Genomic DNA, 23,527 nt, shown 5'->3' on the forward strand with positions numbered 1-23,527 from the left:
GCACCGTCGACATCCGGGCCGCTACCTTCGGTTCGTGACGTGGACCGAGCCTTCCGTCTGGTACGCCAACCTGCCGACCTTCCACGCCTCGGCCGGTGCCCTGATCACCGAACCGGCCGGCGACGTACTGCTGGTCAAGCCCCGCTACCGCGACCACTGGGCGTTCCCGGGCGGCGGCGTGGAGGCCGACGAGGCGCCGCACCACGCGTGCGCCCGCGAGGTCCACGAGGAGTTGGGCCTCACGCTGCCCGTCGGCGACCTGCTCGTGGTGGACTGGGCACCGCCCGACGGTCCGCGCCTGCGCTCCCTGGTCCACTTCACGTTCGACTGCGGCACGCTCACCGGCACCGAGCGTCTCGATCTGCCAGCGGACGAACTTACCGAGGCCGCCTTCTTCCCGCCCGACGAAGCCGAGAAGCTCCTCACCACCACCGTGGCCCACCGAGTCAGCGCCGCCCTCCACGCCCGCTCCCAGCGCAGGCCGATCTACCTTCCAGCGACCCCACCTTTGCAGCGGTCAACCGTGTGACGGCGTGACCTGCGGCCAGTTCACGAACGAGAGCCGACCAGGCACATCACCCTGCGTCTACGCGTCGCGGAGTGCAGCAGGATCCCGATACCGATGCCGGCAGCGACACCGATCACGAGGGTGCGACTACGACTGCCGCTCGAAGACGTCGGCTGCGGCGGAATCGGCAGCGGATCCGGCGATGTCGGCAGCGAAGACGGCCGGGCCGCCAGAGCTGCGAGATCACATTCATCGGAGAGGATGGCGACGAACTTCTTCCGTCGACGGGAGCTGCAGTAGGACTGACCATTGACCTTCCACCACTCGCGCGCCACCGCCGACTCGAACAGCCGACTCGCCACGACGTGCAGCGTGTCCTCCCGCATCTCCGCGAGGTCCCACACCATCGTCCAGTGGCTGACGAACAGGTTGGCATACACCTTCAGGTGGTTGTCCGGGTCGGAGATCCACACCCGGTCCGCAGTGGTCGAATGGGCGCCCGACCACGATTCACCCTTACCTGATCACCTGTCCCCATTTGCGGCTGTGATCGTGGCAGCGTAGCTGTTCGACACGCCGGGCTGGAAACAGCTGCACTGCCACGATGATGGTGGACGCCGGTGCGGCATCGGTGAGTGCGGCATCAACAGGGACCCTGGTCGAGCTAAGGGACAGCAGCCGGGACGGGACAGGTCATAGACTCCCCGGGTCGCGCCGCCGCACGGCGCACCGACTCGGGAGGACGTCCGTGGCGAGTGACGCGCACGAACCGGGGAAGCTGCCTCCTGCCTCCGCCGCCGAGATGCCCCCTGTCGACAGGCGCGGCACCAGCCGCCGGGCCCTGATCCTGGTGACCGTGACGACCCTGGTCGCGGTGGTGGCGGGCCTGACCGTCTGGGCCATCCGACGGGCTCCGCAGACGGACGACGTCTCTCACGGCCTACCCACATCGGTGCCCTTCAGATTCGACCCCGGCCAGCAACTGATCCACCTCACTTTTCTGCCTGGCACTGTCCGCTGGGCGAGATACGAGACCGAGCCCGGTATGCAGAGCATCATGGTGAGCGGGCAGCCGCCCAGCGACTGGAACTGGCAGTCGGGAGACCCCCCAAAGCCCGTCGATCGGAGCTGGCGGGTCGAGGTCAGGATGGCGGCACAGGACGTCGACGCGCACCGTTGGGACCGGGAGTACGACGAAGAGGCCGGATGGACGTTACCGGGCGATGAGATCGCGCCGGTGCGCGGGCGTCCCGCCTTCACCAACGAGGGTCAGGTGCTGTCCTGGGAGTACGTGCGGTATTCATGGATCCGGATAACGGTGCACGGTGTCGACCGGAGCACTGAGCTCGCGCTCGCTCGTCAGGTCGCCGAGGGCATTCGCTGGGAGACGAGACCGCTCGCCCTGCCGTTCGAGACGGCGGGGTTGCCCGAAGGCGCCGTACTCGGCAGTGCGGTCCTGGAATGGTCCGAGGACGGACCTGTTCGGTCCTCCGCCGGGTACCTGCTGGAGCAGAAGGACTACGGAGGCTTCATCGATCCCGACTTCACGGTGGGTCTCACCACCGAGAGCCTGGACAGCGGCACCGAAGCCGTGACCGTGTCGGGCCGGGCCGCCACCGCAGACGTCTTCAGCAGGAAGAGCAGCGCAGGGACCTACCGGGTGGGTCAACTCCCCGGTGGGTGTGCCCAGTGCGTCGCGGAGCTGCACATACCCAAGCGAAGCGCCGGCGCCACGGCGGTGCGGGACAGGAAGGCCGCACTGCTGCTGGCGGCCTCGATCCGGCTGGTGGAGGGCCACGAGGATCCCGCGAAGTGGCGCACCTGGTAGTCGGAAACTCCAACACCGCGCCGCCGCACCGCGCCGCATCGGGGAGGATGTTCCATGGCGAGCACCAAAGGTCGGGTCCTGATCCTGGTGACCGTGACGGTCGGGGTGGCGGTGGTGGCGAGTCTGAGCGCGTGGGTCACCGGACGGGCGTTGAACACGGACGACATCGTCACGTCGGCACCCGTGCGATTCGACCCGGGTCAGCAGATCATGCGCCTCGGCTATCTGCCCGGCCCCGTGGAAACAGCCGAATACACCACCGGGCCAGAGTTTCATCGCCTCGACATCCACGGATCATTCGACGACGCGCCGAGCACCGAGGAGGAAGACGCTTCCTCATTCGACCCCGACTGGTCGATCGAGCTCCGGATGGCAGCGCGGGGTGTCGATATCCGCAGTGTCGTTCCGTACGACGAGGACTCGGGCGAGGTGCCCGTTCGTGGCGAACGCCTCCAGGTGCACGGCCGTCCCGCCTTCCAGGCCACCTTCGACTTCAGCCGGGTGCTGACCTGGGAGTACGCACCGGACGCGTGGATGCACATGATGTTGTACGCGAAGAGCGCGGAGGACCGCCGGGATGAGATCGCGCGTCGGGTGGCCGAGGGCGTTCGCCTGGAAGCCACGCCACGCGCCCTGCCGATCCGGGTGAAGGGCCTGCCCGACGGCGCCGTGCTCGAAAAGACGCGGCTGTACTGGAAGGCGGACGGACACATCTCGTACTCCGCCGACTACCTGGTGGGGCGGGTCGAGGAGGACCAGCCGGATTCGCGGCCGGTGGTTCGGGTCGGGGTCAGCACGGAGAAGCTGGCCCGCGCCAGACACCTCGACCGAGTCACCGTGGCAGGCCGGTCCGCCACGGTGTCTGAGAGTCGGAGAAAGGCGGGCACCATGGGTATCTACCGGGTGGCGCAACTGCCCGGTCGATGCGCCGACTGCGTGGCGGAGGTGTGGATCGAGCCGTACGCGTCTGCCGTGATGGGGGACCGGGACGACGCGCTGAAGCTGGCGGCCTCGATCCGGCTGGTGGAGGGCCACGAGGATCCCGCCCGGTGGCGCTTCTGGTAGTCGGCGACAGACCCCCGTGGGCGGGGACGACCGGCCGGTCAGAGTGCCACGATCGCTGCCGTCTCCGCCGGTAGCTCGATGCGGTCGCGTTGCACGGTGACGCCCTCCCCGGTGGCCAGCAGCACCCGGCGGGCCACCCCGGGCAGCGTCACGCGCTGCGGCTTGTCCGCGAGGTTCGCGGCCACCAGGCAGCCGCCACGCCGCATCACCAGGAACCGGTCGCCGTGACGGACGTCGATGGCGAACAGGTGCGGGTCGGACAGTTCGGGGCGGGACTTGCGCAGCGCGATCAGTCGGCGGTGGAACTCGTACATCTGGCGGTGTTCGGGTTTGTCCAGCTCGGCCCAGTCCAGCCGGGAGCGGACGAAGGTCTGCCGGTCCTGCGGGTCGGGCACGTCGCCGGGCGGCCAGCCGTGGGCGGCGAACTCGCTGCGGCGGCCGGTCACCACGGCGGTGGCCAGTTCGGGCTCCGGGTGCGACGTGAAGTACTGCCAGGGCGTCGACGCCGCCCACTCCTCCCCCATGAACAGCATCGGCGTGAAGGGTGCGGTCATCAGCAGCGTCGCGCCGACGCGCAGCAGTGCCGGGGAGAGCGTCGCCGAGAGGCGGTCGCCAAGCGCGCGGTTGCCGATCTGGTCGTGGTTCTGGAGGTACGCGACGAAGCGGTGGCCGGGGGTACGCGGGTCGACCGGGCGGCCGTGCTGGCGGTGGCGGAAGGTGGACCAGGTGCCGGTGTGGAAGAAGGCGCCGGTGAGCACCTCGGCGAGGCACTCCATGGTGCCGAAGTCGCCGTAGTAGCCCTGCCGTTCGCCGGTGAGCAGGGTGTGCAGGGCGTGGTGGGCGTCGTCGTTCCACTGGGCGTGCAGGCCGTAGCCGCCGGCCTCGCGGGGGCTGATCAGTCGGGGGTCGTTGAGGTCGGACTCGGCGATCAGGGAGAGCGGGCGGCCCAGGTGCACCGAGAGCGACTCGACCTCGACGGCGATCTCCTCCAGCAGGTGCACCGCGCGGGAGTCGGGCATCGCGTGCACGGCGTCCAGACGCAGGCCGTCGACGTGGTAGTCGCGCAGCCACATCAGGATGCTGTCGGTGATGAAGCGGCGTACGCCGTCGGAGTGCGGGCCGTCCAGGTTGACCGCCTGGCCCCAGGGGGTGTCCCGCTCGCTGAGGTACGGCGCGAACATCGGCGCGTAGGCCCCGGAGGGCCCGAAATGGTTGTAGACGACGTCGAGGATCACCCCCAGCCCCTTGGCGTGGGCGGCGTCGACGAGCCGTTTCAGGCCGTCGGGGCCGCCGTACGGTTCGTGCGGGGCGAACCAGCAGGCGCCGTCGTACCCCCAGTTGTGTTCGCCGTTGAAGGCGTTGACCGGCAGCAGCTCGATCATGTCGACGCCGAGGTCGACCAGGTGGTCGAGCTTGCCGATCGCGGCGTCGAAGGTGCCTTCCGGGGTGAACGTGCCGACGTGCAGTTCGTAGAGGACGCTGCCGGGCAGTTGGCGGCCGGTCCAGCCGCCGTCGGTCCAGTCGAACGCCGCGTGGTCGTAGCGGCGGCTCGGGCCGTGCACGCCGTCGGGCTGCCACCGCGAGCGGGGGTCGGGCAGCGCCTGGTCGTCGTCGTCGAGCAGGAACTGGTAGTCGTCGCCGGCGTCGGGCACCTCGACGCGCCACCAGCCGCCCCGGGAGGCGCGCATCTCGTGGTCGGCGGCGCCGGTCAGGCGCAACCGGACCCGGGACGCCTCCGGTGCCCAGACGGTGAACTCGGTCATGACGCCTTCCCGGAGCCATCGAGGGGGGCGAGCAGCGCGACGGGATAGGTGGCGAGCAGGTCGGCCAGACGGGCCTGACCGTCACTGTAGACCTGCCCGGTGAACTGGCACGACATCTCTTTAACGGGTAATGACAGGGTGGTGTCGCGCCAGCCGCCGCCCGCCGCCAGGCGCAACGGCAGCCGGGTGGCGACGGCGAGCGCGCCGCCCCGGTCGAAGGCGACCGCGTGCCGGGCGGCCGGGCCGTGCACGACGACCGGCTGGTAGTCGCCGAACAGCTCCGGGCGGTCGCGACGCAGCCGCAGGGTCCGGGACACCACGAGCAGCTTGGCCGCGCCGGTCTCGTCCACCGCCGGCTGCCAGCCGGCATCGAGCCGGGCCAGCAGGTCCCGGCGTACGGCGAAGTCGACCGGGCGGCGGTTGTCGGGGTCGACGAGGGAGTCGTCCCACAGCTCGGTGCCCTGGTAGGTGTCGGGCACGCCGGGCATGGCGAGCTGCACCAGCTTCTGCCCGAGCGAGTTGGACCAGCCGGGCGGGGTGATCTCGGCGGCGAACGCGGCGATCGAGGCGTGCACCGCGGGGTCGTCGTACATGGCGTCGACCAGGGCGTGCATCGCCTGCTCGAAGGCCGGGTCGGGGTCGGTCCAACCGGTCGAGGCGGCGGCCTCCCGGGCGGCCTTCTCGGCGTACGCATGCATCCGCTCGCGCGCGATCGGCCAGGCGCCGACGACGGTCTGCCAGAGCAGGTGGGCCAGGGCGGCGTCGGGGAGCGGCACGGCGGAGGTCCAGGCGGTGACCTGCTCGGCCCAGCGGCGCGGCAGTTCGGCGAGGACGGCCAGGCGGGCGCGGACGTCCTCGCCGCGTTTGGTGTCGTGGGTCGAGAGCGTGGTCATGCTCGCCGGCCAGCGGTCGTGCCGGGCGGCGGCGAAGCGGTGGAACCGGCCGGGCAGGGTGCCGAAGTGGGCGGGGCCGCCGCCGACCTCGTTGAGCGCGACGAACCGGGTCCACCGGTAGTAGGCGGTGTCCTCGACGCCCTTGGCCATCACCGCGCCGGTGAACTGGGGGAAGCGGCGGGCCAGCTCGTCGTCGGGGTCACGCAGCCGCCGGGTGACCGCGTCCAGCGCGCCGGTCAGGTCGCTGCGACGGCGGCCGGCCTCGGCGCGGGCGTTGGCGAGGTGCCGTGCCCCGTCGGGCGGGTAGCCCCGGTAGACCGGGAACGCGGCGGCCAGTTCGGCCAGGGCGGCGCGGGCCGCGTCCGGCTCCACGTCGGGGGCGAGTGCGGCGAGTCGCGCCAGCTCGGTGGCGAGCAGTCGGGTGGCGGCACCGAGTTTCGTGTCGTGGGTCAGGTCGGCCCAGGAGGTGGCCCGCCCGACCAGCCGGGTGTCCAGGGCGGTGAAGTCGGCCTCGGCGTCGCTGTCGACGAAGAGTCCACCGACGGCGTTGAGGGCGTCGTAGCCGGTGGTGCCCTCCACCGGCCAGGAGGGCAGTTCCTCGCCGTACTCCAGGATCTTCTCCACCACCAGCCACGCGTCGGGGGCGGCCTCGCGCAGCCGGGCCAGGTAGCCGCCGGGGTCGCGCAGCCCGTCGGGGTGGTCGACCCGGATGCCGTCGACCTCACCGGCCGCCACCCAGGCCAGGATCAGCTCGTGGGTGGCGGCGAACACCTCCGGGTCCTCCACCCGCAGCCCGGCCAGGGAGGCGATCGAGAAGAACCGGCGGTACGTCAGCTCGGCGTCCCCGCGTCGCCAGGAGACCAGCTCGTAGTGCTGCCGGTCGTGCACCTCGCGGGGGCTGCCGTCGCCGGTGCCGTCGGCGATCGGGAAGCGGTGCTCGTGGTAGCGCAGCTCGCCGTCGGCGATCTTCAGGTCGGCCGGCGCCTCGGGGTCGTCGGCGAGCACCGGCAGCAGCAGCCGGTCGCGCGTCCAGTCGATGTCGAACCAGTGGGCGTACGCCGAGTCGCGGCCCCGGCGCAGCACGTCCCACCAGGCCGGGTTGGCGGCCGGCACGGCGACTCCGGCGTGGTTGGGCACGATGTCCACGACCAGGCCGAGACCGGCCGCGCGCAGGGCCCGCAGCAGGCGCTGCCGGGCGGGCTCGCCGCCGAGTTCCGGGTTGACCCTGCGGTGGTCGACGACGTCGTAACCGTGCGCGCTGCCCGGCGCGGCGGCCAGCAGCGGCGCGCTGTAGAGGTGGGTGACGCCGAGGTCGGCGAGATAGTCGGCGAGGCCGGCGGTGGCGTCCAGGTCGAAGCCCGGGCTCACCTGCACCCGGTAGGTCGCCCCGACGGGGGTCACGGTCATGGTCAGTCCACCCTCTCCAGCACCACCAGCGAGCGGTCCGGTACGCAGACCGAATCGCCGGTCTCCACGGTGGTGCCCTTGTCCTGGTCGGGTTCGGCGGTGCTGATCACGAGCTTCCAGCGCTGGCCGAACTCGGCCGGCGGCGGGGTGAAGTCCAGTGGCGCGTCGTGGGCGTTGAAGCAGAGCCAGAACGAGGCGTCGTGGTGGCGCTGGCCGTACTGGCCGCGTTCCCGGATGCCCTCGCCGTTGACGAACAGCGCCACCGAGCGGCCGAAGTCGTTGCCCCAGTCCTCGCCGGTCATCTCCCGCCCGTCCGGGGTGTACCAGGCCAGGTCGGGCAGGGGCTCGTCGACCCCGCGACCGTGCACCGGCAGGCCGGTGAAGAAGCGGCGGCGCTGGAACACCTGGTGCTGGCGCCGGAACTCGACCAGCCGGCGGGTGAAGTCGAGCAGGCCGGTGTCGATCGCGTCCCAGTCGATCCAGGCGATCTCGCTGTCCTGGCAGTAGGCGTTGTTGTTGCCCCGTTGGGTGCGACCCATCTCGTCGCCGTGGCCGATCATCGGTACGCCCTGGGACAGCAGCAGGGTGGCGATGAAGTTGCGCTGCTGCTTGGCGCGCAGGGCGCGTACGCCCGGGTCGTCGGTGTCGCCCTCGACGCCGCAGTTCCAGGAGCGGTTGTGGCTCTCGCCGTCGCGGTTCTCCTCGCCGTTGGCCTCGTTGTGCTTGTCGTTGTAGGAAACCAGGTCGGCCAGGGTGAAGCCGTCGTGGCAGGTGACGAAGTTGATGCTGTGGAAGGGGCGGCGTCCGTCGTCCTGGTAGAGGTCGGCGGAGCCGGAGATCCGGGAGGCGAACTCGGCGAGGGTGGCCGGCTCGCCGCGCCAGAAGTCGCGGACGGTGTCGCGGTACTTGCCGTTCCACTCGGTCCACTGCGGCGGGAAGTTGCCGACCTGGTAGCCGCCGGGGCCCACGTCCCACGGCTCGGCGATCAGCTTGACCCGGCTCACCACCGGGTCCTGCTGCACCACCTCGAAGAAGGTGGAGAGCCGGTCGACCTCGTAGAACTCACGGGCCAGGGTGGCGGCCAGGTCGAACCGGAAACCGTCCACGTGCATCTCGGTGACCCAGTACCGCAGCGAATCCATGATCAGTTGCAGCGAGTGCGGGCTGCGGACGTTGAGGCTGTTGCCGGTGCCGGTGTAGTCGACGTAGTACTGCCGGTTCTCCTCCGACAGGCGGTAGTAGCTGGGATTGTCGACGCCCTTGAAGCTGAGCGTCGGGCCGAGGTGGTTGCCCTCGGCGGTGTGGTTGTAGACCACGTCGAGGATGACCTCGATGCCGGCCGCGTGCAGCGCCTTGACCATGCCCCGGAACTCCTGCACCTGCTGACCCAGGTGTCCCAGCGCCGAGTAGGCGTGGTGCGGGGCGAAGAAGCCGATCGTGTTGTAGCCCCAGTAGTTGCGCAGCCCCAGGTCGGCCAGACGGTGGTCGTTGACGAACTGGTGCACCGGCATCAGCTCGATGGCGGTGATGCCGAGCCGGGTCAGGTGTTCGATCATCGGCGGCGAGGCGATGCCCGCGTACGTGCCGCGCAACTCCTCGGGGATGCCGGGCAGCCGCATGGTCAGCCCGCGCACGTGCGCCTCGTAGATCACCGAGTGGTGGTACGGGATGCGGGGCGGGGCGTCGTTGCCCCAGTCGAAGTACGGGTTCACCACCACGGACTTGGGCATGAACGGCGCCGAGTCGGTGACGTTCATCCGGTCCGGGTCGCCGTGCTCGTAGTCGTAGACCGCCGGGTCCCACTGCACGTCCCCGTCGATCGCCTTGGCGTACGGGTCGATGAGCAGCTTGTGCGGGTTGCACCGCAGCCCGTTCGCGGGCTCGTACGGGCCGTGCACGCGGTAGCCGTACCGCTGGCCGGGTCCGACCCCCGGGATGTACGCGTGCCAGACGTACGCGTCCACCTCGCGCAGTTCCACCCGACGCTCGTGTCCGACGTCCCACTCGTCGAAGAGGCACAGTTCGATCTTGTCCGCCACCTCGGAGAAGATCGCGAAGTTGGTGCCCATCCCGTCGTACGTGGCCCCGAGGGGATACCGCTCGCCCGGCCAGACCTGCATGTCGCTCCTTCGGCCACGTGTCACGAGCGCGCGCCCGCGCCCGGAAGCGCACCCGTCCGGGGGAGCCGGGCCGGTGCGCGGGGCGGTAATGCCCCGCACGGTCCGCCACCAATCCATCCGATCGGGTGAATGCCCGGTATCCAGCCGACTGATGCGAGATGAACCCTTGCGGTGCCGTCCGTCACTGTGACCGTTCTCAAGGTGCGTTATCGGCCATCATGCCGTTTCCTTGTTACCGGGCAAGTTCTCGCGTGCCCGAACCCCCGACGCTGTTCCCCCGCCGCCACCGACGCCGGCACGTTCTCTGCTGCACGGACGGAGACTCTTGTGACGACCCTGCGGATCGGCGGGCGTACCGCCACCGCCACGGACCGAATCCACCGGCCCACCCTCACCTCGCGACCCCAGATCCCGGCCCAGCCCGGTCCGGCCACCTCGCCGCGCACCCACCGCATCCTGATGCTGTCGTGGGAGTTCCCGCCGGTGCTCGTGGGCGGTCTGGGCCGGCACGTGCACGCGCTCTCGGTGGCCCTGGTCGCCGCCGGCCACGAGGTCACCGTCGTCACCCGTCACTGCGAAGGCGCTCCGCTGGAGGAGTACGTCGACGGCGTCCGGGTCGTCCGCGCCGCCGAGGACCCGGTGGCCTTCCCGCTGGCCACCGAGAGCCTGCTCGCCTGGACGATGGCGTTCAACCACACGCTGACCCGGGCCGCGCTGCGCGCCGCCTCCTCCGGCGGCTACGACGTCATCCACGCGCACGACTGGCTGGTCGCGCACGCCGCGATGACCCTGCGCGACCACCTGGACCTGCCGCTGGTCAGCACCATCCACGCCACCGAGGCGGGCCGGCACCAGGGCTGGCTGCCCGAGGAGATGAACCGCACCATCCACGGCGTCGAGCACTGGCTCAGCACCGAGTCGACCCGGGTGGTGGTCTGCTCCGGATACATGCGCGAGGAGGTCAGCGCCCTGTTCGGGGTGCCGACCGATCGCGTCGACGTGGTGCCGAACGGCGTGGAGCCGCATCGCTGGCGGGTGTCGGCCAGCGCGGTGGCGCAGGCCCGGGCCCGGTTCGCCGGGGACGGCCCGCTGGTCACCTTCGCCGGGCGGCTGGTCTACGAGAAGGGCGTGCAGCACCTGCTCGCCGGGCTGCCCAAGCTGCGCGAGCGGCACCCCGGGCTGCGCGCGGTGATCGTCGGCGACGGGCCGTACCGTGGCGAGTTGGAGGCCGACGTGCACCGGCTCGGTCTGGGCGGCATGGTCAGCCTGCCCGGCTTCCTCGGCGGCACCGACCTGCCGGCCGTGATGGCCGCCTCGGACTGCTTCGCGGTGCCCAGCATCTACGAGCCGTTCGGCATGGTGGCGTTGGAGGGCGCCGCCGCCGGTGCCCCGCTCGCGGTCGCCGAGACCGGTGGACTCGCCGAGATCGTCGAACCGGGCGTCACCGGCATGACGTTCCGGCCGCACGACCCGGACGCGCTGACCGACGCCGTGCACGCGGTGCTCTCCGACCGGGAACGCGCCCGGGCGCTGGCCCGTCGCGCCCGCGCCATGGTGCACGAGCAGTACGGCTGGGCCGCCATCGCCAGCCGCACCGGCTCGGCGTACGCGACGGCCATCGCCCAGGCCCCGAACGTGGCCGCCGAGCGCGCCGCGCAGCTCATGGCGCACGGCCGGTCGCGCCCGGTGGTCCCGGAGGGCAACCTGCTGGCCGCCGCCGGCCTGCGCTGACCCACGCCCCACACCCCACAGCGCTCGCGCCACACGGCGTTGCGCCTCGACGAGCCAGTGTCGACCCACCCGGTCGGCACTGGCTCGTTCGCGTGCCGGGGCGAACGGTGCCGGGACGGTCGCGTACCACCAGGGTGGTGGCGTTGCGTAAGCGTCGCCGAACGTGACGGTGCCCGGCCGCCACCAGTGGTCCACCTCCCCGCCTTTGCTCTGCTTCAACCCACGCAATAGCACTTGAGCTGCACCGATCCGACGACGGTGCCATCACGGCGACGGCGCATCCACTGCAGAGGGTTACCGATGCGTGGGTTGAAGCAGAGCAAAGGGGCCGCAGGGGAAACCGCGGACACCGGGGTGGGCTACCGACAGTGACGCCCCGGTGCGGCAGGTCCCGGGGCGGGTCGTGCCGGGGCGGCGTCCGTGGCCCTGCCGTCGGGCGGGTCCGCCGAGGTCGGATCCGAGGCGGCCAGACCCGTTCGGCCAGATGATTCTGTCGTTACGATCTTGTATCTGCACTGGTCACCACTACTTCACATCCGACAGACTCGCAAGAATTCGGGAAGGCTGCGGCCTCCGCGAGGTCGAGGAGGGTGTGCGTGCGGGTGCTCCTGGTGGAAGACGACCTCCGCGTGTCGGCGGGCCTCTCCGCAGCGCTGCGGCGCCGGGGGCACGAGGTCGTGCAGGCGCTGACGGCCGCCGAGGCGGTCGAGGCGGAGCCGGTGGACCTCATCCTGCTCGACATGAACCTGCCGGACCGCGACGGCCTGGAGGTGTGCCGGCGGATCCGCCAGCACAACGAGGAGGTCGCCATCATCGCCGTGACGGCGCGCGTCGAGGAGCACGACCGGGTGGCCGGGCTGCGGGCCGGGGCGGACGACTACGTGGTGAAGCCCTTCTCGATGGTCGAGTTGCAGGCCCGGATCGAGGCGGTGATGCGGCGGACGACGCGTACCGCCCGGCCGGCGACCCTGGTGCAGGTCGACACGCTGCGGATCGACGTGGACGCCCGACGGGTCTGGGTCTCCGACCGGGAGGTCGGCCTCTCCCGCAAGGAGTTCGACCTGCTGCTGGCGCTGGCCCGGCAGCCGGGCACCGTGGTGCCCCGGGACCGCTTGCAGTTGGAGGTCTGGCAGACCACCTGGGCGACCCGGCACAACCTCGACGTCCACGTGGCCGCGCTGCGTGCCAAGCTCGACGACGCCGGGCTGGTCGAAACCGTACGCGGGGTCGGTTATCGCCTCCGGTCCGGCTGAGCATCGACTCAGGGCCGAGGCCGGCCGAACCTCAAGGCATCCTCAAGAATCCCTGCTCGCGGCCCCGCAGTCGGCCCGCTGAGGGTGTGCTGTCGGTATCCAGCCCTCCCTCCTGTTTGGAGAACCCCCCTTGAGATACAGACGGACAACGGCCGGTGTCTTCTCCACACTTCTCGTCGCCGTGCTCGCGGCGACCGCCCAGCCCGCCCCGGCCCTCGGCCAGCTGCCCACCGCGCTGGCGCAGGCGGAACCGAACCAGGTCCAGGGCCTGACGGTCGTCCAGGGCGACGGGTACGCCACGCTGGCCTGGACCCACGTCGACGGCGCCACCGACTACCAGATCGAGCGCACCGCCCTCGCGGAGGACGGGACCCCCTCCGGGAACGGTGTGATCGTCGGTGTCTGGCGACCGAACCGTCAGATCAACAACTCCGAGCCCACCTTCGCCGACGCCGGCTTCGTGCCGGGCAACCGGTTCCAGTGGCGGGTACGCGCCCGCCTCGGCACCGAGGCGCAGCCGTACTCGGCGGCCGTCAGCGGCACCACCACGGCGCACTGGGGCGACCCGAACGTCCCCGGCCAGAACCTGCGTACGCAGTGGGAGAACACCCTCGGCGCGCAGTACACCAGCGACGTCAACGAGTACGCCTACACGGCGGCCGTCGACGAGCTGAGCGAGCGGGTCCGCGTCGTGGAGCTCGGCCGCACCATCAACAACCGGCCGATCAACATGTTCGTCATCGGCTACCCCACCCCGCCGGCGACCCCGGAGGCCGTGGCCGCGACGAACCCGCTGCTGCTCAACTGCAACGTGCACGGCAACGAGCCGGGCGACCGTGAGGCGTGCTTCATCATGGCCCGCCAGCTGGCCTTCACCGACGACCCGGCCACCCTCGACCGGCTGTCGAAGACCACCATGCTGATCCTGCCGACGATCAACGGCGACGGTCGGGCCGCCAACAGCCGGGGCAACTCCACCGGCCAGGACCTGAACCGGGACTACTCGCTGATCCGCCAGCCGGAGACGCAGACCTTCGTGGAGATGATCCGCGACTACCGCCCGATCGCCAGCTACGACGGCCACGAGTACGGCAACGCCAACACCGGTGACCTGCCGATGCTGCCGCCAAGGCACGCCAACGTGGCGCAGGGGATCTTCGACGAGTCGCAGAACATGATCGAGGGTCACATGTACACCCAGGGCGCCAAGGACGGCTGGTGGGCCTGCCCGTACGGGTGCACCGGGGCCAACGTCGGCCTGGGTGAGGAGACCATCCTGCGGAACACCCTGGGTCTGAAGAACGTGGTCAACTCCCTGCTGGAGCTGCGCAGCTCCGGCGGCCCGACCCGGCCGGACGAGACCAACACGGCCAACAACCGGCGCCGCAAGACCTACTCGGCGCTGTGGACGTTCACCCAGTTCCTCGCCTACCACCAGGCCAGCGCCACCAACCTCAGCAGCGCCCGGGCCGAGGCGATCAGGTTCCAGTCGGCGAACACCGGCCGGATCGTCTTCCGCGGCTCCCGTCCGATCGAGGCGCACCCCGCCCCGCACCCGGGTGACACCCCGCCGCCGGTCGACGCCCCCACGCCGGCGCGGATCCTGGAGCAGGCGCCGTGCGCGTACAAGCTCACCGAGGCGCAGTACAACGGTGCCCGCACCGACGGTCCCGCCGGTCGACAGACCACCGTGGCCCAGCGGCTCGCCGCACACGGCTGGAAGGTGATCAAGGTCGCCGACGGGTACGTCGTGCCGCTGTCCCAGCCGGAGCGGGGTCTGGTGCCGCTGCTCCTCGACGAGCAGGCCGTGGAGGGCCTGGTCGTGGGCGAGCGGATCGCCGCCACGGTGACCGGTACCCGCAACGGCCCGCTGACCGTCTCCGGGGTGACGTGCCTCGCCGACGCCACCATCCGTGGTCCGATCAAGGTCCAGCCGGGCGCCGCGCTGATCGTCAACGGCAGCTCGATCAACGGGCCGGTGGACGCCAGTGGTGCGGCCGGTTTCGTGCTGACCGCCAGCACCGTGCACGGTCCGGTGAACGCCACCGGCGTCCGGGGCCCGGTGGTCCTGGTCGGCAACCGCACCAACGGCCCGGTCAACGTGGTCAACAACACCGGTGACGCTCCGCTGGTCGCCGGCAACACCGTGAACGGCCCGCTGTCCTGCTCCGGCAACACCGCCGCGCCGGTCAACCTGGAGGTCGTCAACTCGGTGAGCGGTCCGAAGTCCAGCCAGTGCGCACGCCTGTGACCTGCTGAACCTCGACCGACCGACGTACCGGCAGGCCGGATCCGCGCCCGGCCTGCCGGTACCCACCACCCGCCCGACACAAGGGGAGACCACCGTGACCGACACCCTCAGGCCCTCGACGACGGACCCGCGACGGGCCCGACGGCGCGCGGTCCCGGTCGCCGGTGCGGCCCTGGCCACGCTGCTCGCGGTCGCGGGCTGCACCGGCGGCGAGGATCGCGCCACCGACGCGGCGGACACCGGTACGCCGGTCGCCGTCGCGGTGACCGGCCCGCTCTGCGAGCAACTGCCGGCGGGCACCGAACCGGGTAACCCGGGCTCGCTGGTCGGCCAGCCCGCCGACCAGGCCCTCCAGTGGATTCCCGTGCTGACCACCTTCGAGGCGGCGGTCCGGGCCACCGGTCTGGGCGGCGAACTGGCCGGCGTGACCGTGCTGGCCCCCACCGACGACGCCTTCTCGGCGAAGTTCTCCCGCACCAACCTCGACGAGTTGCTGCTGCACGATGTCGACGACCTGCGCACACTGCTGCGCGAGCACGTGGTGACCGGGCCGATGTCGGTCTCCGAACTGGTCACCGCCGGCAGCGTACGCACCCTCGCCGACACCGAACTCACCGTCACCGGACAGGGCGAGGCCGCCCGGTTCGGCGACGAGGCACAGACCGTCTGTGCCGACTACCAGGCCGCCGGCACCCGGATCCATGTCATCAACCGGGTCCTCGGCTCGCTGCCGACCACGGCCGGCGAGGACGACGACGGCCACCCGGCGCACTGACCGTCCGTGGGGCCAACCCCCTCCTCGCGGACGCACGACGGCCGCCGACCCCCGTGAACCGGGGACGGCGGCCGTCGTGTCGCTGTGAGGAAGGGACCCTTCCTCTACACGAGGCGTGAGTAAGGGGCCCTTCCTTGCGGGGTCAGCGCTTCTCGAAGGGGAGGTAGTCCCGCTCGGCGGAACCGGTGTAGACCTGCCGAGGACGGCCGATCTTGGTCTCCGGGTCGTTGATCATCTCGCGCCACTGCGCGATCCAGCCCGGCAGCCGACCCAGGGCGAACAGCACCGTGAACATCTTGGTCGGGAAGCCCATCGCCTTGTAGATGAGCCCGGTGTAGAAGTCCACGTTCGGGTAGAGCCGGCGGTCGACGAAGAAGTCGTCGGCGAGCGCGATCTCCTCCAACTGCATGGCGATGTCCAGCAGCGGGTCCGGCTTGGCCATCCGGCCGAGCACGTCCTGCGCCGCGTTCTTGACGATCGCGGCACGCGGGTCGTAGTTCTTGTAGACCCGGTGGCCGAAGCCCATCAGCTTGACGCCGTCCTGCTTGTCCTTGACCTTGCGGACGAAGGACTGCACGTCACCGCCCTCGGCCTGGATCCGCTCCAGCATCTCCAGCACCGCCTGGTTGGCACCGCCGTGCAGCGGGCCGAACAGCGCGTTCACGCCGGCCGAGACCGAGGCGAAGAGGTTGGCGTTGCTGGAGCCGACCAGCCGCACGGTCGACGTGGAGCAGTTCTGCTCGTGGTCGGCGTGCAGGATGAACAGCATGTCCAGCACGCGGGCCATCACCGGGTCGACCTCGTACGGCTCCGCCGGCACGCCGAACGTCATCCGCAGGAAGTTCTCGACGTAGCCCAGCGAGTTGTCCGGGTACAGCAGCGGCTGCCCGATCGACTTCTTGTAGGCGTACGAGGCGATGGTGGGCACCTTCGCCATCAGCCGGACCGTGGACATCTCCACGTGCTCGGCGTCGAACGGGTCCAGACTGTCCTGGTAGAAGGTGGAGATGGCGCTGACGGCCGAGGAGAGCACGGCCATCGGGTGCGCGTCCCGGGGGAACCCGTCGAAGAACCGACGCATCTCCTCGTGCAGCAGCGAGTGCCGCCGGATCCGTTCGGTGAACTCGGTGAGCTGCTCGGTAGAGGGCAGCTCACCGTAGATCAGGAGGTAGGAGACCTCCAGGAAGGAGCTCTTCTCGGCCAACTGCTCGATGGGGTAGCCACGGTAGCGCAGGATGCCTGCATCGCCGTCGATATAGGTGATCGCGGACGAACAGGCGGCGGTATTGACGAAACCGGGATCGTAGGTCGTCATCCCGGTTTCCTTCAGCAGCTTGCCCACGCCGACCCCGCCGGGGCCCTCGACCGCGGAATGCACCGGCATCGACAGCTGCCCGCCGGGGTGATCGAGCTTGACTTCCGTCATGTGGTTCCTCGCTTCGCCGGCAGATCTACGTTGAATTGCCTTCGCTTCTACCGTAATTGCGGTTGCGGCGACACCGCCTGCCGTGGTTCGGCGGTGAGGTATGCGTCACCCGATTCCCGACCAGGGCGCTGGGAAACCCCGACGAGCAGGGGCATACAGGCACAAAGAAACCACGAAGAGTGTCGGTACGCGACGGGTACGTAACTGTCCGAGCGCTCAGTCACGTGCCCCTCGTGGGGTGACGGCGGGCCGCGCGCGGACGTGCCGGCGTCAGGTGACGGCGAGCCGGCGCAGGTCACCGGCGGCGTCGACGAGGTACAGGTCGAGCCGGTTGGCGCCGGGGTGGAACAGCCGGTCGTCGGCGAGCAGCGCGGCGAAGCGGCGACCACCCGGATCCGGGGAGACCACCGGCACCACGGCCCCGACGACACCGTTGACCGCCACCGCCAGCGAGGTACCGTCGGCGACCCGGTCGGGCACCGTGCCCCAGATCATCCCCGGCAGCCGCCCGTCGTCCGGGTCGACGGCGCGGAAGGCGTCCTGCCCGCCGACGACGGCGGTGCCGCCGGGCGGCGCGTCACCCACGGTGGTGCCGACCAGCGGGTGCGGTGGCGGCGACGGCATCGCGGCGGGTACACCGCCCCGGATCGGCATGGGCTGCGACGGCCGGTCGTAGAAGACCTTGCCCGGATCGGTACGCGGCGCCTGCCGGGCCGAGCGGCCCTCGACCCGCCACGGCAGCCGGATGGCCGCCTCGTCGGCGATGGTCGGCAGCAGGTCGACGTGTTCCCAGTTGCGGTCGTCCACCCGCCCGGTGCGCTGCCCCGGCGTCCGGACGAAGGTGGGCACCCAGGCCACCTGTTCGGGGGCGGCCCGGATGGCGTCCTCGCCCCGGCCCTGCACCCCCTCGGTGAAGCTGACGCCGTGGTCGGCGGTGACCACCACCAGCGCCCGGTCCCACAGTCCGCTGGCGCGCAGCGTGCGGATGGTCTCGCCGATCAGTCGGTCGGTGTAGCCGAGCTGTGCCAGGTGCCGCTGCCGGGCCAGGTCCACCCAGCCCCGTCCCTCGTACGGAAAGTCCTCGGGCGCCTCGTACCGGGCACCCGAGGGCAGGTACGCCCACGGGCTGTGCGGCATCAGCAGGTGCAGGAAGTGCAGCGTGGGCCGGTTCGACGGGGTCAGGCCGTTCAGGAAGCTGGTGAAGCGGGCCGGCTGGTTGACGTTGAGGCTGTCCCAGCGGAACTTCGGGTCGCTCGGCACCGGCTCGGCGGCGTCAATGCCCGCCTCCTCGGCGGTGCGCTCCCGGTACGAGTCCTCCGGGTCGATCCGGCTCTCGTGCGGCGCGGTGATCTGCCGCGCCAGCCTCCCGGTCTCCCGGACCAGCACCCCGATCCCCTGTTCCGGGGTGACCGGCTGCTCGCAGCGGCTGGGCGGGCAGAGCCGGGTGATGCTTTCCTCGGCCCGGATGTCGTACAGCCCACCGAAGGCGGTGAAGAGGTTGTCCGGGTAGTGCGAGTAGTGCGGCGCGTACGGCTGGGCCGGGTAGCGGCCGGTCAACATGGCCGGCAGCGCGTACGGCGTCCAGCCGCTGACCCCGGTCGAGTTGCGGTACCAGGTGGAGCCGGCGGCCAGTTCGGCGAAGTGCGGGTACCGGGCCGCGTCGATGCCGCCGTCCGCGTCGAGCAGCGAGACCAGGGGCAACTCGTCCAGCACCAGCATGACCACCGGCGGGTGCAGGTCACCGATCGCCGTACCGGCCGCGCCGCCGTCGCCCCGGGGCAGCACCACCGGCCCGGTCGGCGAGGCGAACAGGAACAGACCGACGAAGATCAGCGGACCCACGGCGGCCACCCGCAGCACCCGGCCCGGAGCCCGCCACCGCCGGTGCGCGAGCGCCGCCACGGCCCCGGCCACCGCCGCCACCAGCAGCAGCGGTACGCCCCGCAGCGGCGTGACGTGCCGGCCGGCCTGCACCGCCAACGCGCCGACCAGCAGGCCGACCAGGAGCGTGTGCGTGGCCGCCCGGGTGAGCCGACCGGCCAGCCCGGACAGCAGGCCGAGGAGCCCGAGCGCGACGGTGGGCACGATCGCGACGAGGGCGACCAGCAGCAGGATCTCGCCCCGGTCGGCCCGGTGGAACAGGAAGAAGTCCGGACTGCGGCCGAGGACGTCCAGCAGCGGCTGGGTGACCGCCAGCCCGACCAGTGCCGTCACTTCCCGCACCCGACCGCCCTCGGCCCGCCACCCGCCCCACGACCGACCGCCCCACCGGCGACCCGCCCTCGCGCCCCCGGCAGCGTCGGCCCCGGCGCCGTCGATCCCGGCAGCCCCGGTCCCCGCTTCGGCGCCGGCACTGTCAGCGCCGGTCGCGGTGGAGCCGGACCCGTCGGCGGGTCGGTCACGCACCCAGGGCCACCCGGTAGAGGGTGCGGGTGCCCGAGGGCAGCTCCAGCCGGTCCTCGACGGTGCCGTGCGCGCCGAGCAGTGCCTCGAAGGCGTCGCGCCGGTAGTCGGGGAAGAGACCGTCGGGCTTGTTCGCCAGCAGCCGGGCGGCCATCGGGTCGTCGGGGTGCACGAACTCCACCACCAGCCGGCCGCCCCGGACGGCGTACCCGGCCAGGCAGGCGACCACCTCGGGCAGCGGCACGTTGCGCCCGATGGCCAGGTGGTGCACCAGGGCCAGGGCGAGCACGGTGTCCGCCTGCGCGCGGTCGGCGAACGAGGCCCGCTCCACGCCACGCCAACCGCCGCCGGGCGACGGGTCGGCGAGATCCATGACCAGCGGCAGGATCCGCGGTTCCCGCTCGTCGCGCAGCGTGCGGTAGAGCCGGTCGAGCACCGCCGGATCCTGCTCGACGGCGACCACGTAGTCGGCGTGCCGGGCGGCGAGGCGGGCGTACCGGCCGTCGTTGGCGCCCAGGTCGAGCACCATGCGCGGCCGGGCGGCGCAGGTCAGCGCGGCGGTGACGAACCGTTCCTTGCCGGCGCGGTCGTCGCCGGAGTAGCCGCAGGTGCGCTGGTAGTCCACCCAGTGCGTGGCGGTGGGCCGGTGGTCGAGACGGCGGACCAGCTTCTCGATGCCCCGGACGGTGGCCAGGGCCAGTTCCCGGGTGTAGCCGGCGGCGCGCAACTGGGCGCGGACGTCCGAGGTGCTGGTGGCGGCGCTGCGCCGCTGCACGCTGCCATGCAGGTGGACGTGGGTCGGTACGCCCGGCAGCAGCCGCCGTACGCCCCGGAACAGCGGGACCATCTGCTCCGGTTCGATGCCGTCGATCCGGGCCCGCAGCCAGGGCCGGAAATCCATCCCCAGGTGGGCGCCGAGCATCAGCGGATAGAGCAACGTCTGGCAGAACTGCCGGTAGCCGGCCCACGGTTCGCCGTCGCGCAGCGGGGTGAACGAGCCGACGTCGATGAAGACCGGTTCGACGCCGCGCCACTGGAGGTTGTACGCCGAACCGTCCTTCGTGGTGAAGCCCGCCGGCAGGGCCGCCCGGAGGATCTCCAGGTGCAGCAGGGCCGCGTCGCGCAGCATGGCGAAGGACCACTCGTACGGGTGGGAGACGAACGGGATGCGCTCGTGCCGCAGCACCGCCGCCCATGCGGGGTCTCCCGTGCCGGTCGGGTCTCCGGAGCCGGCCGGTGCGGCGGAGGGCGGCACCTGCGCGCCGGCCGGGAGTTCCTCGGTGCCGCAGACCTTGCCGGCGGCGAGCAGGGGCGGGAAGAACGTGCTGCCAGCGAGCGCCCGCCAGTGCTGCGTGGCGGTCTCGTCCAGCGCCCGCAGCACGTCGTCACCGGCGTGGAAGACCCGGTTGGCCGGGTCGCGGAAGGACCCGGGTTCGGCCCGCAGCTCGACGCCGGACGAGGTCTGCCGGTCGGCCCGGCCGAGGTCGGGGATCGTCATGCCCGGCGGGTCAGTTCTGGTCGGTGGGCTGGCGGCGGAACCGGTCGACGAGTCTGCGCCAGTACAGTTTGGCCGCCACCGCGACGCCGGCGACACCGCCGACCACCGCCTGCACGATCAGGCTGCCGGATCCCGCGTCCAGGTAGGCCAGGTGGTCCACCGACCGCTCCTTCCCCTCGCCGTCTACGTCGTCGTCTACGGCATACGTTTCACGTTTCGCACGTTTTGCCGGACTCCTGCCACCGTACGCGGATTGCCGCTGCCTGTCGGGCACAACGCCCACTTCCCCGCGTTCGAGTCGGATGTAAGGAGGGGACCCCTGCTATGCACGAGGCGTTAGCAGGGGTCCCCTCCTTACATCCGGGGGAGGTGGACGGTGAAGACGGTGCGGCCGGGGCGGGTGTCCAGGGTGACGCTGCCGTGGTGGGCCTCCACCACGGCGGCGACGATGGACAGGCCGAGTCCGGTGCTGCCGTAGGCGCGGGAGCGGGAGCTGTCGCCCCGGGCGAACCGTTCGAACACCTCCGGCCGCAGCTCCGGCGGCACGCCCGGCCCGTCGTCGGCGACGCGGAGTTCGACGACGCCGTCGGCCAGCCGCAGGCCGGTGGTGACGGTGCTGCCGGGTGGCGTGTGCACCCGCGCGTTGGCCAGCAGGTTCGCCAGCACCTGGTGCAGCCGGGCCGGGTCACCGGGCACCCGGACGACGGCGTCGGGCAGGTCGAGCTGCCAGTGGTGCTCCGGGCCGGCCACGTGCGCGTCGCTGACCGCGTCCACGACCAGCGCGGTGAGGTCGACCGGTTCGAGGGCCAGCGGTCGGCCGGAGTCGAGCCGGGCCAGCAGCAGCAGGTCGTCCACGAGTCGGGTCATCCGGGTGCTCTCCGACTCGACGCGGCGCAGCGCGTGGGCCACGTCGGGCGGGACCTGGTCGCGACCCCGACGGGCCACCTCCGCGTACCCCCGGATCGCGGCCAACGGGGTGCGCAGCTCGTGGCTGGCGTCGGCGACGAACTGGCGTACCCGGGTCTCGCTGGCCTGTCGGGCGGCGAGCGCGGCGGCGACGTGCCCGAGCATCCGGTTGAGCGCGGACCCGACCTGCCCGACCTCGGTGCGCGGATCGGTGTCGGCGACCGGCACCCGTTCGGAGAGGGCCACCTCGCCCCGGTCCAGCGGCAGCTCGCTGACGTGGGCGGCGGTGGCGGCGACCCGACGCAGCGGACGCAGTGTGGCCCGCACGATCAACGCCCCGGCGGTGCCGGCGACCAGCAGCCCGGCCGCGGTGACGCCGGTCTGCGCGGCCACCATCCACCAGACGGTCTCCCGGACGCCGGACAGCGGCACCGCGAGCACCCGGACGCCGGTGGCCGACGGGCGGGCCACCATCCGGTAGCCGCCCCGCTCGCCCAGGTCGACGCTGCGCGGACGGCCGTCGGTGGGCGCCCCGGACAGCGCCGACAGCTCGGTGACCGGCACCTCCTGCTCCTGGCGGTCGAGGAGGGTCCACGCCTCGGTGACCCGACCGTCGACGACCCGCGCGCTGATCGTGCCGGACGGGAAGCCGCGTGGGACCCGCACGTCGCCGTTCCACGGCCCACCGCCCGGCACGGGCTCCCACGGCACGCCGGGCCGGCCGCCGGGCATCGACTGCAACTGCTGGTCCACCCGGGAGATCAGGAACTGCCGCAGCGCCACCGTGGTCAGGCCGCCGATGGCCAGGCTGACCACGGCGAGCAGGGCGAGGAGCGTGACCACCAGGCGGGTACGCAGCGACCAGCCGGCCAGCCAGCGCCGCAGCACGCTCACTCCGCCGGCTTGAGCAGGTACCCGGCCCCGCGCAACGTGTGGATCATCGGCGGGCGACCGGCGTCGATCTTCTTCCGCAGGTAGGAGATGTACAGCTCGACCACGTTGGCCTGGCCGCCGAAGTCGTAGTTCCACACCCGGTCGAGGATCTGTGCCTTGCTGAGCACCCGACGCGGGTTGCGCATCAGGTAGCGCAGCAGCTCGAACTCGGTCGCGGTGAGCGTGACCAGTTGCCCGTCCCGGCGTACCTCGTGGCTCTCCTCGTCCAGGGTGAGGCCGCCGACGGTGAGCACCGCGTCGGGGCGGGCGGCGACCGCGAAGCCGGAGCGGCGCAGCAGCGCCCGCAGCCGGGCGATCACCTCCTCCAGGCTGAACGGCTTGGTCACGTAGTCGTCGCCGCCCACGGTCAGCCCGGCGATGCGTTCCTCGACCGCGTCCCGGGCGGTCAGGAACAGCACCGGCAGGGTGGCGGCCTCCTCGCGCAGCCGGCGCAGCACCTGGAAGCCGTCCAGGTCGGGAAGCATCACGTCGAGCACCACCGCGTCGGGCCGGAACTGCCGGGCGGCATGGACCGCCGCCGTTCCGTCCCCGGCGGTGCGGACCTGCCAGCCCTCGTAGCGCAGGGCCATCGACAGCAGGTCGGCCAGGGTGGGTTCGTCGTCGACGACCAGCACCCGGACCGGTTCGCCGTCGGGCCGGCGCAGCTCGACGCGGCCCGGCCCGACCGCTCCCTCGCTCATCATGGTCCCCATCGTGAGCGCACCGACTGGGCTCCGCTTGTGCGGTTCCTGTGTGCCGGCTGTGTG

17 protein-coding genes are annotated in these 23,527 nt (G+C 71.6%); 7 read left to right on the plus strand and 10 right to left on the minus strand.

Translation table 11 applies throughout. The features are described 5' to 3' along the window. Nucleotides 1-34 precede the first annotated feature (34 nt). Nucleotides 35-529: an NUDIX domain-containing protein gene (locus ACFYTT_RS25310; protein WP_387262818.1), complete on the plus strand. Its 495-nt coding sequence runs from the start codon at nt 35-37 to the stop codon at nt 527-529. A gap of 20 nt (nt 530-549) precedes the next feature. On the opposite strand, the gene ACFYTT_RS25315 is transcribed toward ACFYTT_RS25310, so the two are convergent. Next, nucleotides 550-981 (minus strand): DUF6082 family protein, encoded by a 432-nt coding sequence (locus ACFYTT_RS25315; RefSeq protein WP_387262820.1) that lies wholly within the window; start codon nt 979-981, stop codon nt 550-552. Between the two features lie 383 nt (nt 982-1,364). On the opposite strand from ACFYTT_RS25315, the gene ACFYTT_RS25320 reads away from it, so the two are divergent. Further along, nucleotides 1,365-2,336 (plus strand): hypothetical protein, encoded by a 972-nt coding sequence (locus ACFYTT_RS25320; protein WP_387262822.1) that lies wholly within the window; start codon nt 1,365-1,367, stop codon nt 2,334-2,336. 105 nt (nt 2,337-2,441) lie between these two features. After that, a complete protein-coding gene (locus tag ACFYTT_RS25325; protein WP_387262825.1) occupies nt 2,442-3,401 on the plus strand; it encodes a hypothetical protein in 960 nt (319 codons plus the stop codon). A 38-nt stretch (nt 3,402-3,439) separates the two neighbouring features. Here the strand turns inward: ACFYTT_RS25325 and treZ are convergent, their stop codons facing one another. The 3 genes from treZ to glgX are packed head-to-tail and all read right to left on the minus strand — an operon-like array spanning nt 3,440 to nt 9,584. Continuing rightward, nucleotides 3,440-5,164 carry a malto-oligosyltrehalose trehalohydrolase gene (gene treZ / locus ACFYTT_RS25330; protein ID WP_387262828.1) on the minus strand — a complete coding sequence of 575 codons (1,725 nt, stop codon included), beginning with the start codon at nt 5,162-5,164 and terminating at the stop codon, nt 3,440-3,442. Further along, complete coding sequence (gene treY / locus ACFYTT_RS25335) at nt 5,161-7,464, minus strand: malto-oligosyltrehalose synthase (protein ID WP_387262831.1); 2,304 nt, start codon at nt 7,462-7,464, stop codon at nt 5,161-5,163. Before treY ends, treZ begins: the two co-directional genes overlap by 4 nt. A gap of 2 nt (nt 7,465-7,466) precedes the next feature. Then, the gene (gene glgX, locus ACFYTT_RS25340) at nt 7,467-9,584 is read right to left on the minus strand and encodes a glycogen debranching protein GlgX (protein ID WP_176094354.1); all 2,118 of its coding nucleotides are present in this window, start codon (nt 9,582-9,584) and stop codon (nt 7,467-7,469) included. 327 nt (nt 9,585-9,911) lie between these two features. Here glgX and ACFYTT_RS25345 point away from each other — a divergent pair, with 327 nt between their 5' ends. The 4 genes from ACFYTT_RS25345 (at nt 9,912) to ACFYTT_RS25360 (ending at nt 15,594) form a co-directional block, all read left to right on the plus strand. Further along, nucleotides 9,912-11,315 carry a glycosyltransferase family 4 protein gene (locus ACFYTT_RS25345; protein WP_387262835.1) on the plus strand — a complete coding sequence of 468 codons (1,404 nt, stop codon included), beginning with the start codon at nt 9,912-9,914 and terminating at the stop codon, nt 11,313-11,315. Between the two features lie 596 nt (nt 11,316-11,911). Beyond that, nucleotides 11,912-12,568, plus strand: a complete 657-nt coding sequence (locus ACFYTT_RS25350) for a response regulator transcription factor (RefSeq protein ID WP_131054924.1) — start codon at nt 11,912-11,914, stop codon at nt 12,566-12,568. Between the two features lie 130 nt (nt 12,569-12,698). After that, entirely contained in the window at nt 12,699-14,819 is a 2,121-nt protein-coding gene (locus ACFYTT_RS25355) for a M14 family zinc carboxypeptidase (RefSeq protein ID WP_236145897.1), read from the plus strand. A gap of 94 nt (nt 14,820-14,913) precedes the next feature. Then, complete coding sequence (locus ACFYTT_RS25360) at nt 14,914-15,594, plus strand: fasciclin domain-containing protein (protein WP_357217162.1); 681 nt, start codon at nt 14,914-14,916, stop codon at nt 15,592-15,594. Nucleotides 15,595-15,736: 142 nt separating this feature from the next. Here ACFYTT_RS25360 and ACFYTT_RS25365 read toward each other — a convergent pair whose 3' ends face one another. The 6 genes from ACFYTT_RS25365 to ACFYTT_RS25390 form a co-directional block, all read right to left on the minus strand. After that, nucleotides 15,737-17,020, minus strand: coding sequence for a citrate synthase (locus ACFYTT_RS25365; RefSeq protein ID WP_131054922.1), 1,284 nt, complete (start codon nt 17,018-17,020; stop codon nt 15,737-15,739). Between the two features lie 270 nt (nt 17,021-17,290). Continuing rightward, on the minus strand, nt 17,291-19,339 hold the full coding sequence (locus ACFYTT_RS25370; RefSeq protein ID WP_176095877.1) for a sulfatase-like hydrolase/transferase: 2,049 nt from the start codon (nt 19,337-19,339) through the stop codon (nt 17,291-17,293). 79 nt (nt 19,340-19,418) lie between these two features. Further along, nucleotides 19,419-20,921 carry a class I SAM-dependent methyltransferase gene (locus ACFYTT_RS25375; protein WP_357217152.1) on the minus strand — a complete coding sequence of 501 codons (1,503 nt, stop codon included), beginning with the start codon at nt 20,919-20,921 and terminating at the stop codon, nt 19,419-19,421. 10 nt (nt 20,922-20,931) lie between these two features. Continuing rightward, on the minus strand, nt 20,932-21,081 hold the full coding sequence (locus tag ACFYTT_RS25380) for a hypothetical protein (protein WP_162854381.1): 150 nt from the start codon (nt 21,079-21,081) through the stop codon (nt 20,932-20,934). 194 nt (nt 21,082-21,275) lie between these two features. Further along, nucleotides 21,276-22,700 carry an ATP-binding protein gene (locus ACFYTT_RS25385; RefSeq protein WP_387262953.1) on the minus strand — a complete coding sequence of 475 codons (1,425 nt, stop codon included), beginning with the start codon at nt 22,698-22,700 and terminating at the stop codon, nt 21,276-21,278. Between the two features lie 17 nt (nt 22,701-22,717). After that, on the minus strand, nt 22,718-23,464 hold the full coding sequence (locus ACFYTT_RS25390) for a response regulator transcription factor (protein ID WP_131055454.1): 747 nt from the start codon (nt 23,462-23,464) through the stop codon (nt 22,718-22,720). Nucleotides 23,465-23,527: the final 63 nt, after the last annotated feature.

This window comes from Micromonospora sp. NPDC003816 (assembly GCF_042874705.1).
GTDB lineage: Bacteria > Actinomycetota > Actinomycetes > Mycobacteriales > Micromonosporaceae > Micromonospora.

What these genes read in the sequence shown, in the direction of transcription:
- glgX (WP_176094354.1), bottom strand. Translation starts at nt 9,584, where the DNA reads ATGCAGGTCTGGCCGGGCGAGCGGTATCCCCTCGGGGCCACGTACGAC.
- ACFYTT_RS25390 (WP_131055454.1), bottom strand. Translation starts at nt 23,464, where the DNA reads ATGATGAGCGAGGGAGCGGTCGGGCCGGGCCGCGTCGAGCTGCGCCGG.
- treZ (WP_387262828.1), bottom strand. Translation starts at nt 5,164, where the DNA reads ATGACCGAGTTCACCGTCTGGGCACCGGAGGCGTCCCGGGTCCGGTTG.
- ACFYTT_RS25365 (WP_131054922.1), bottom strand. Translation starts at nt 17,020, where the DNA reads ATGACGGAAGTCAAGCTCGATCACCCCGGCGGGCAGCTGTCGATGCCG.
- treY (WP_387262831.1), bottom strand. Translation starts at nt 7,464, where the DNA reads ATGACCGTGACCCCCGTCGGGGCGACCTACCGGGTGCAGGTGAGCCCG.
- ACFYTT_RS25375 (WP_357217152.1), bottom strand. Translation starts at nt 20,921, where the DNA reads ATGACGATCCCCGACCTCGGCCGGGCCGACCGGCAGACCTCGTCCGGC.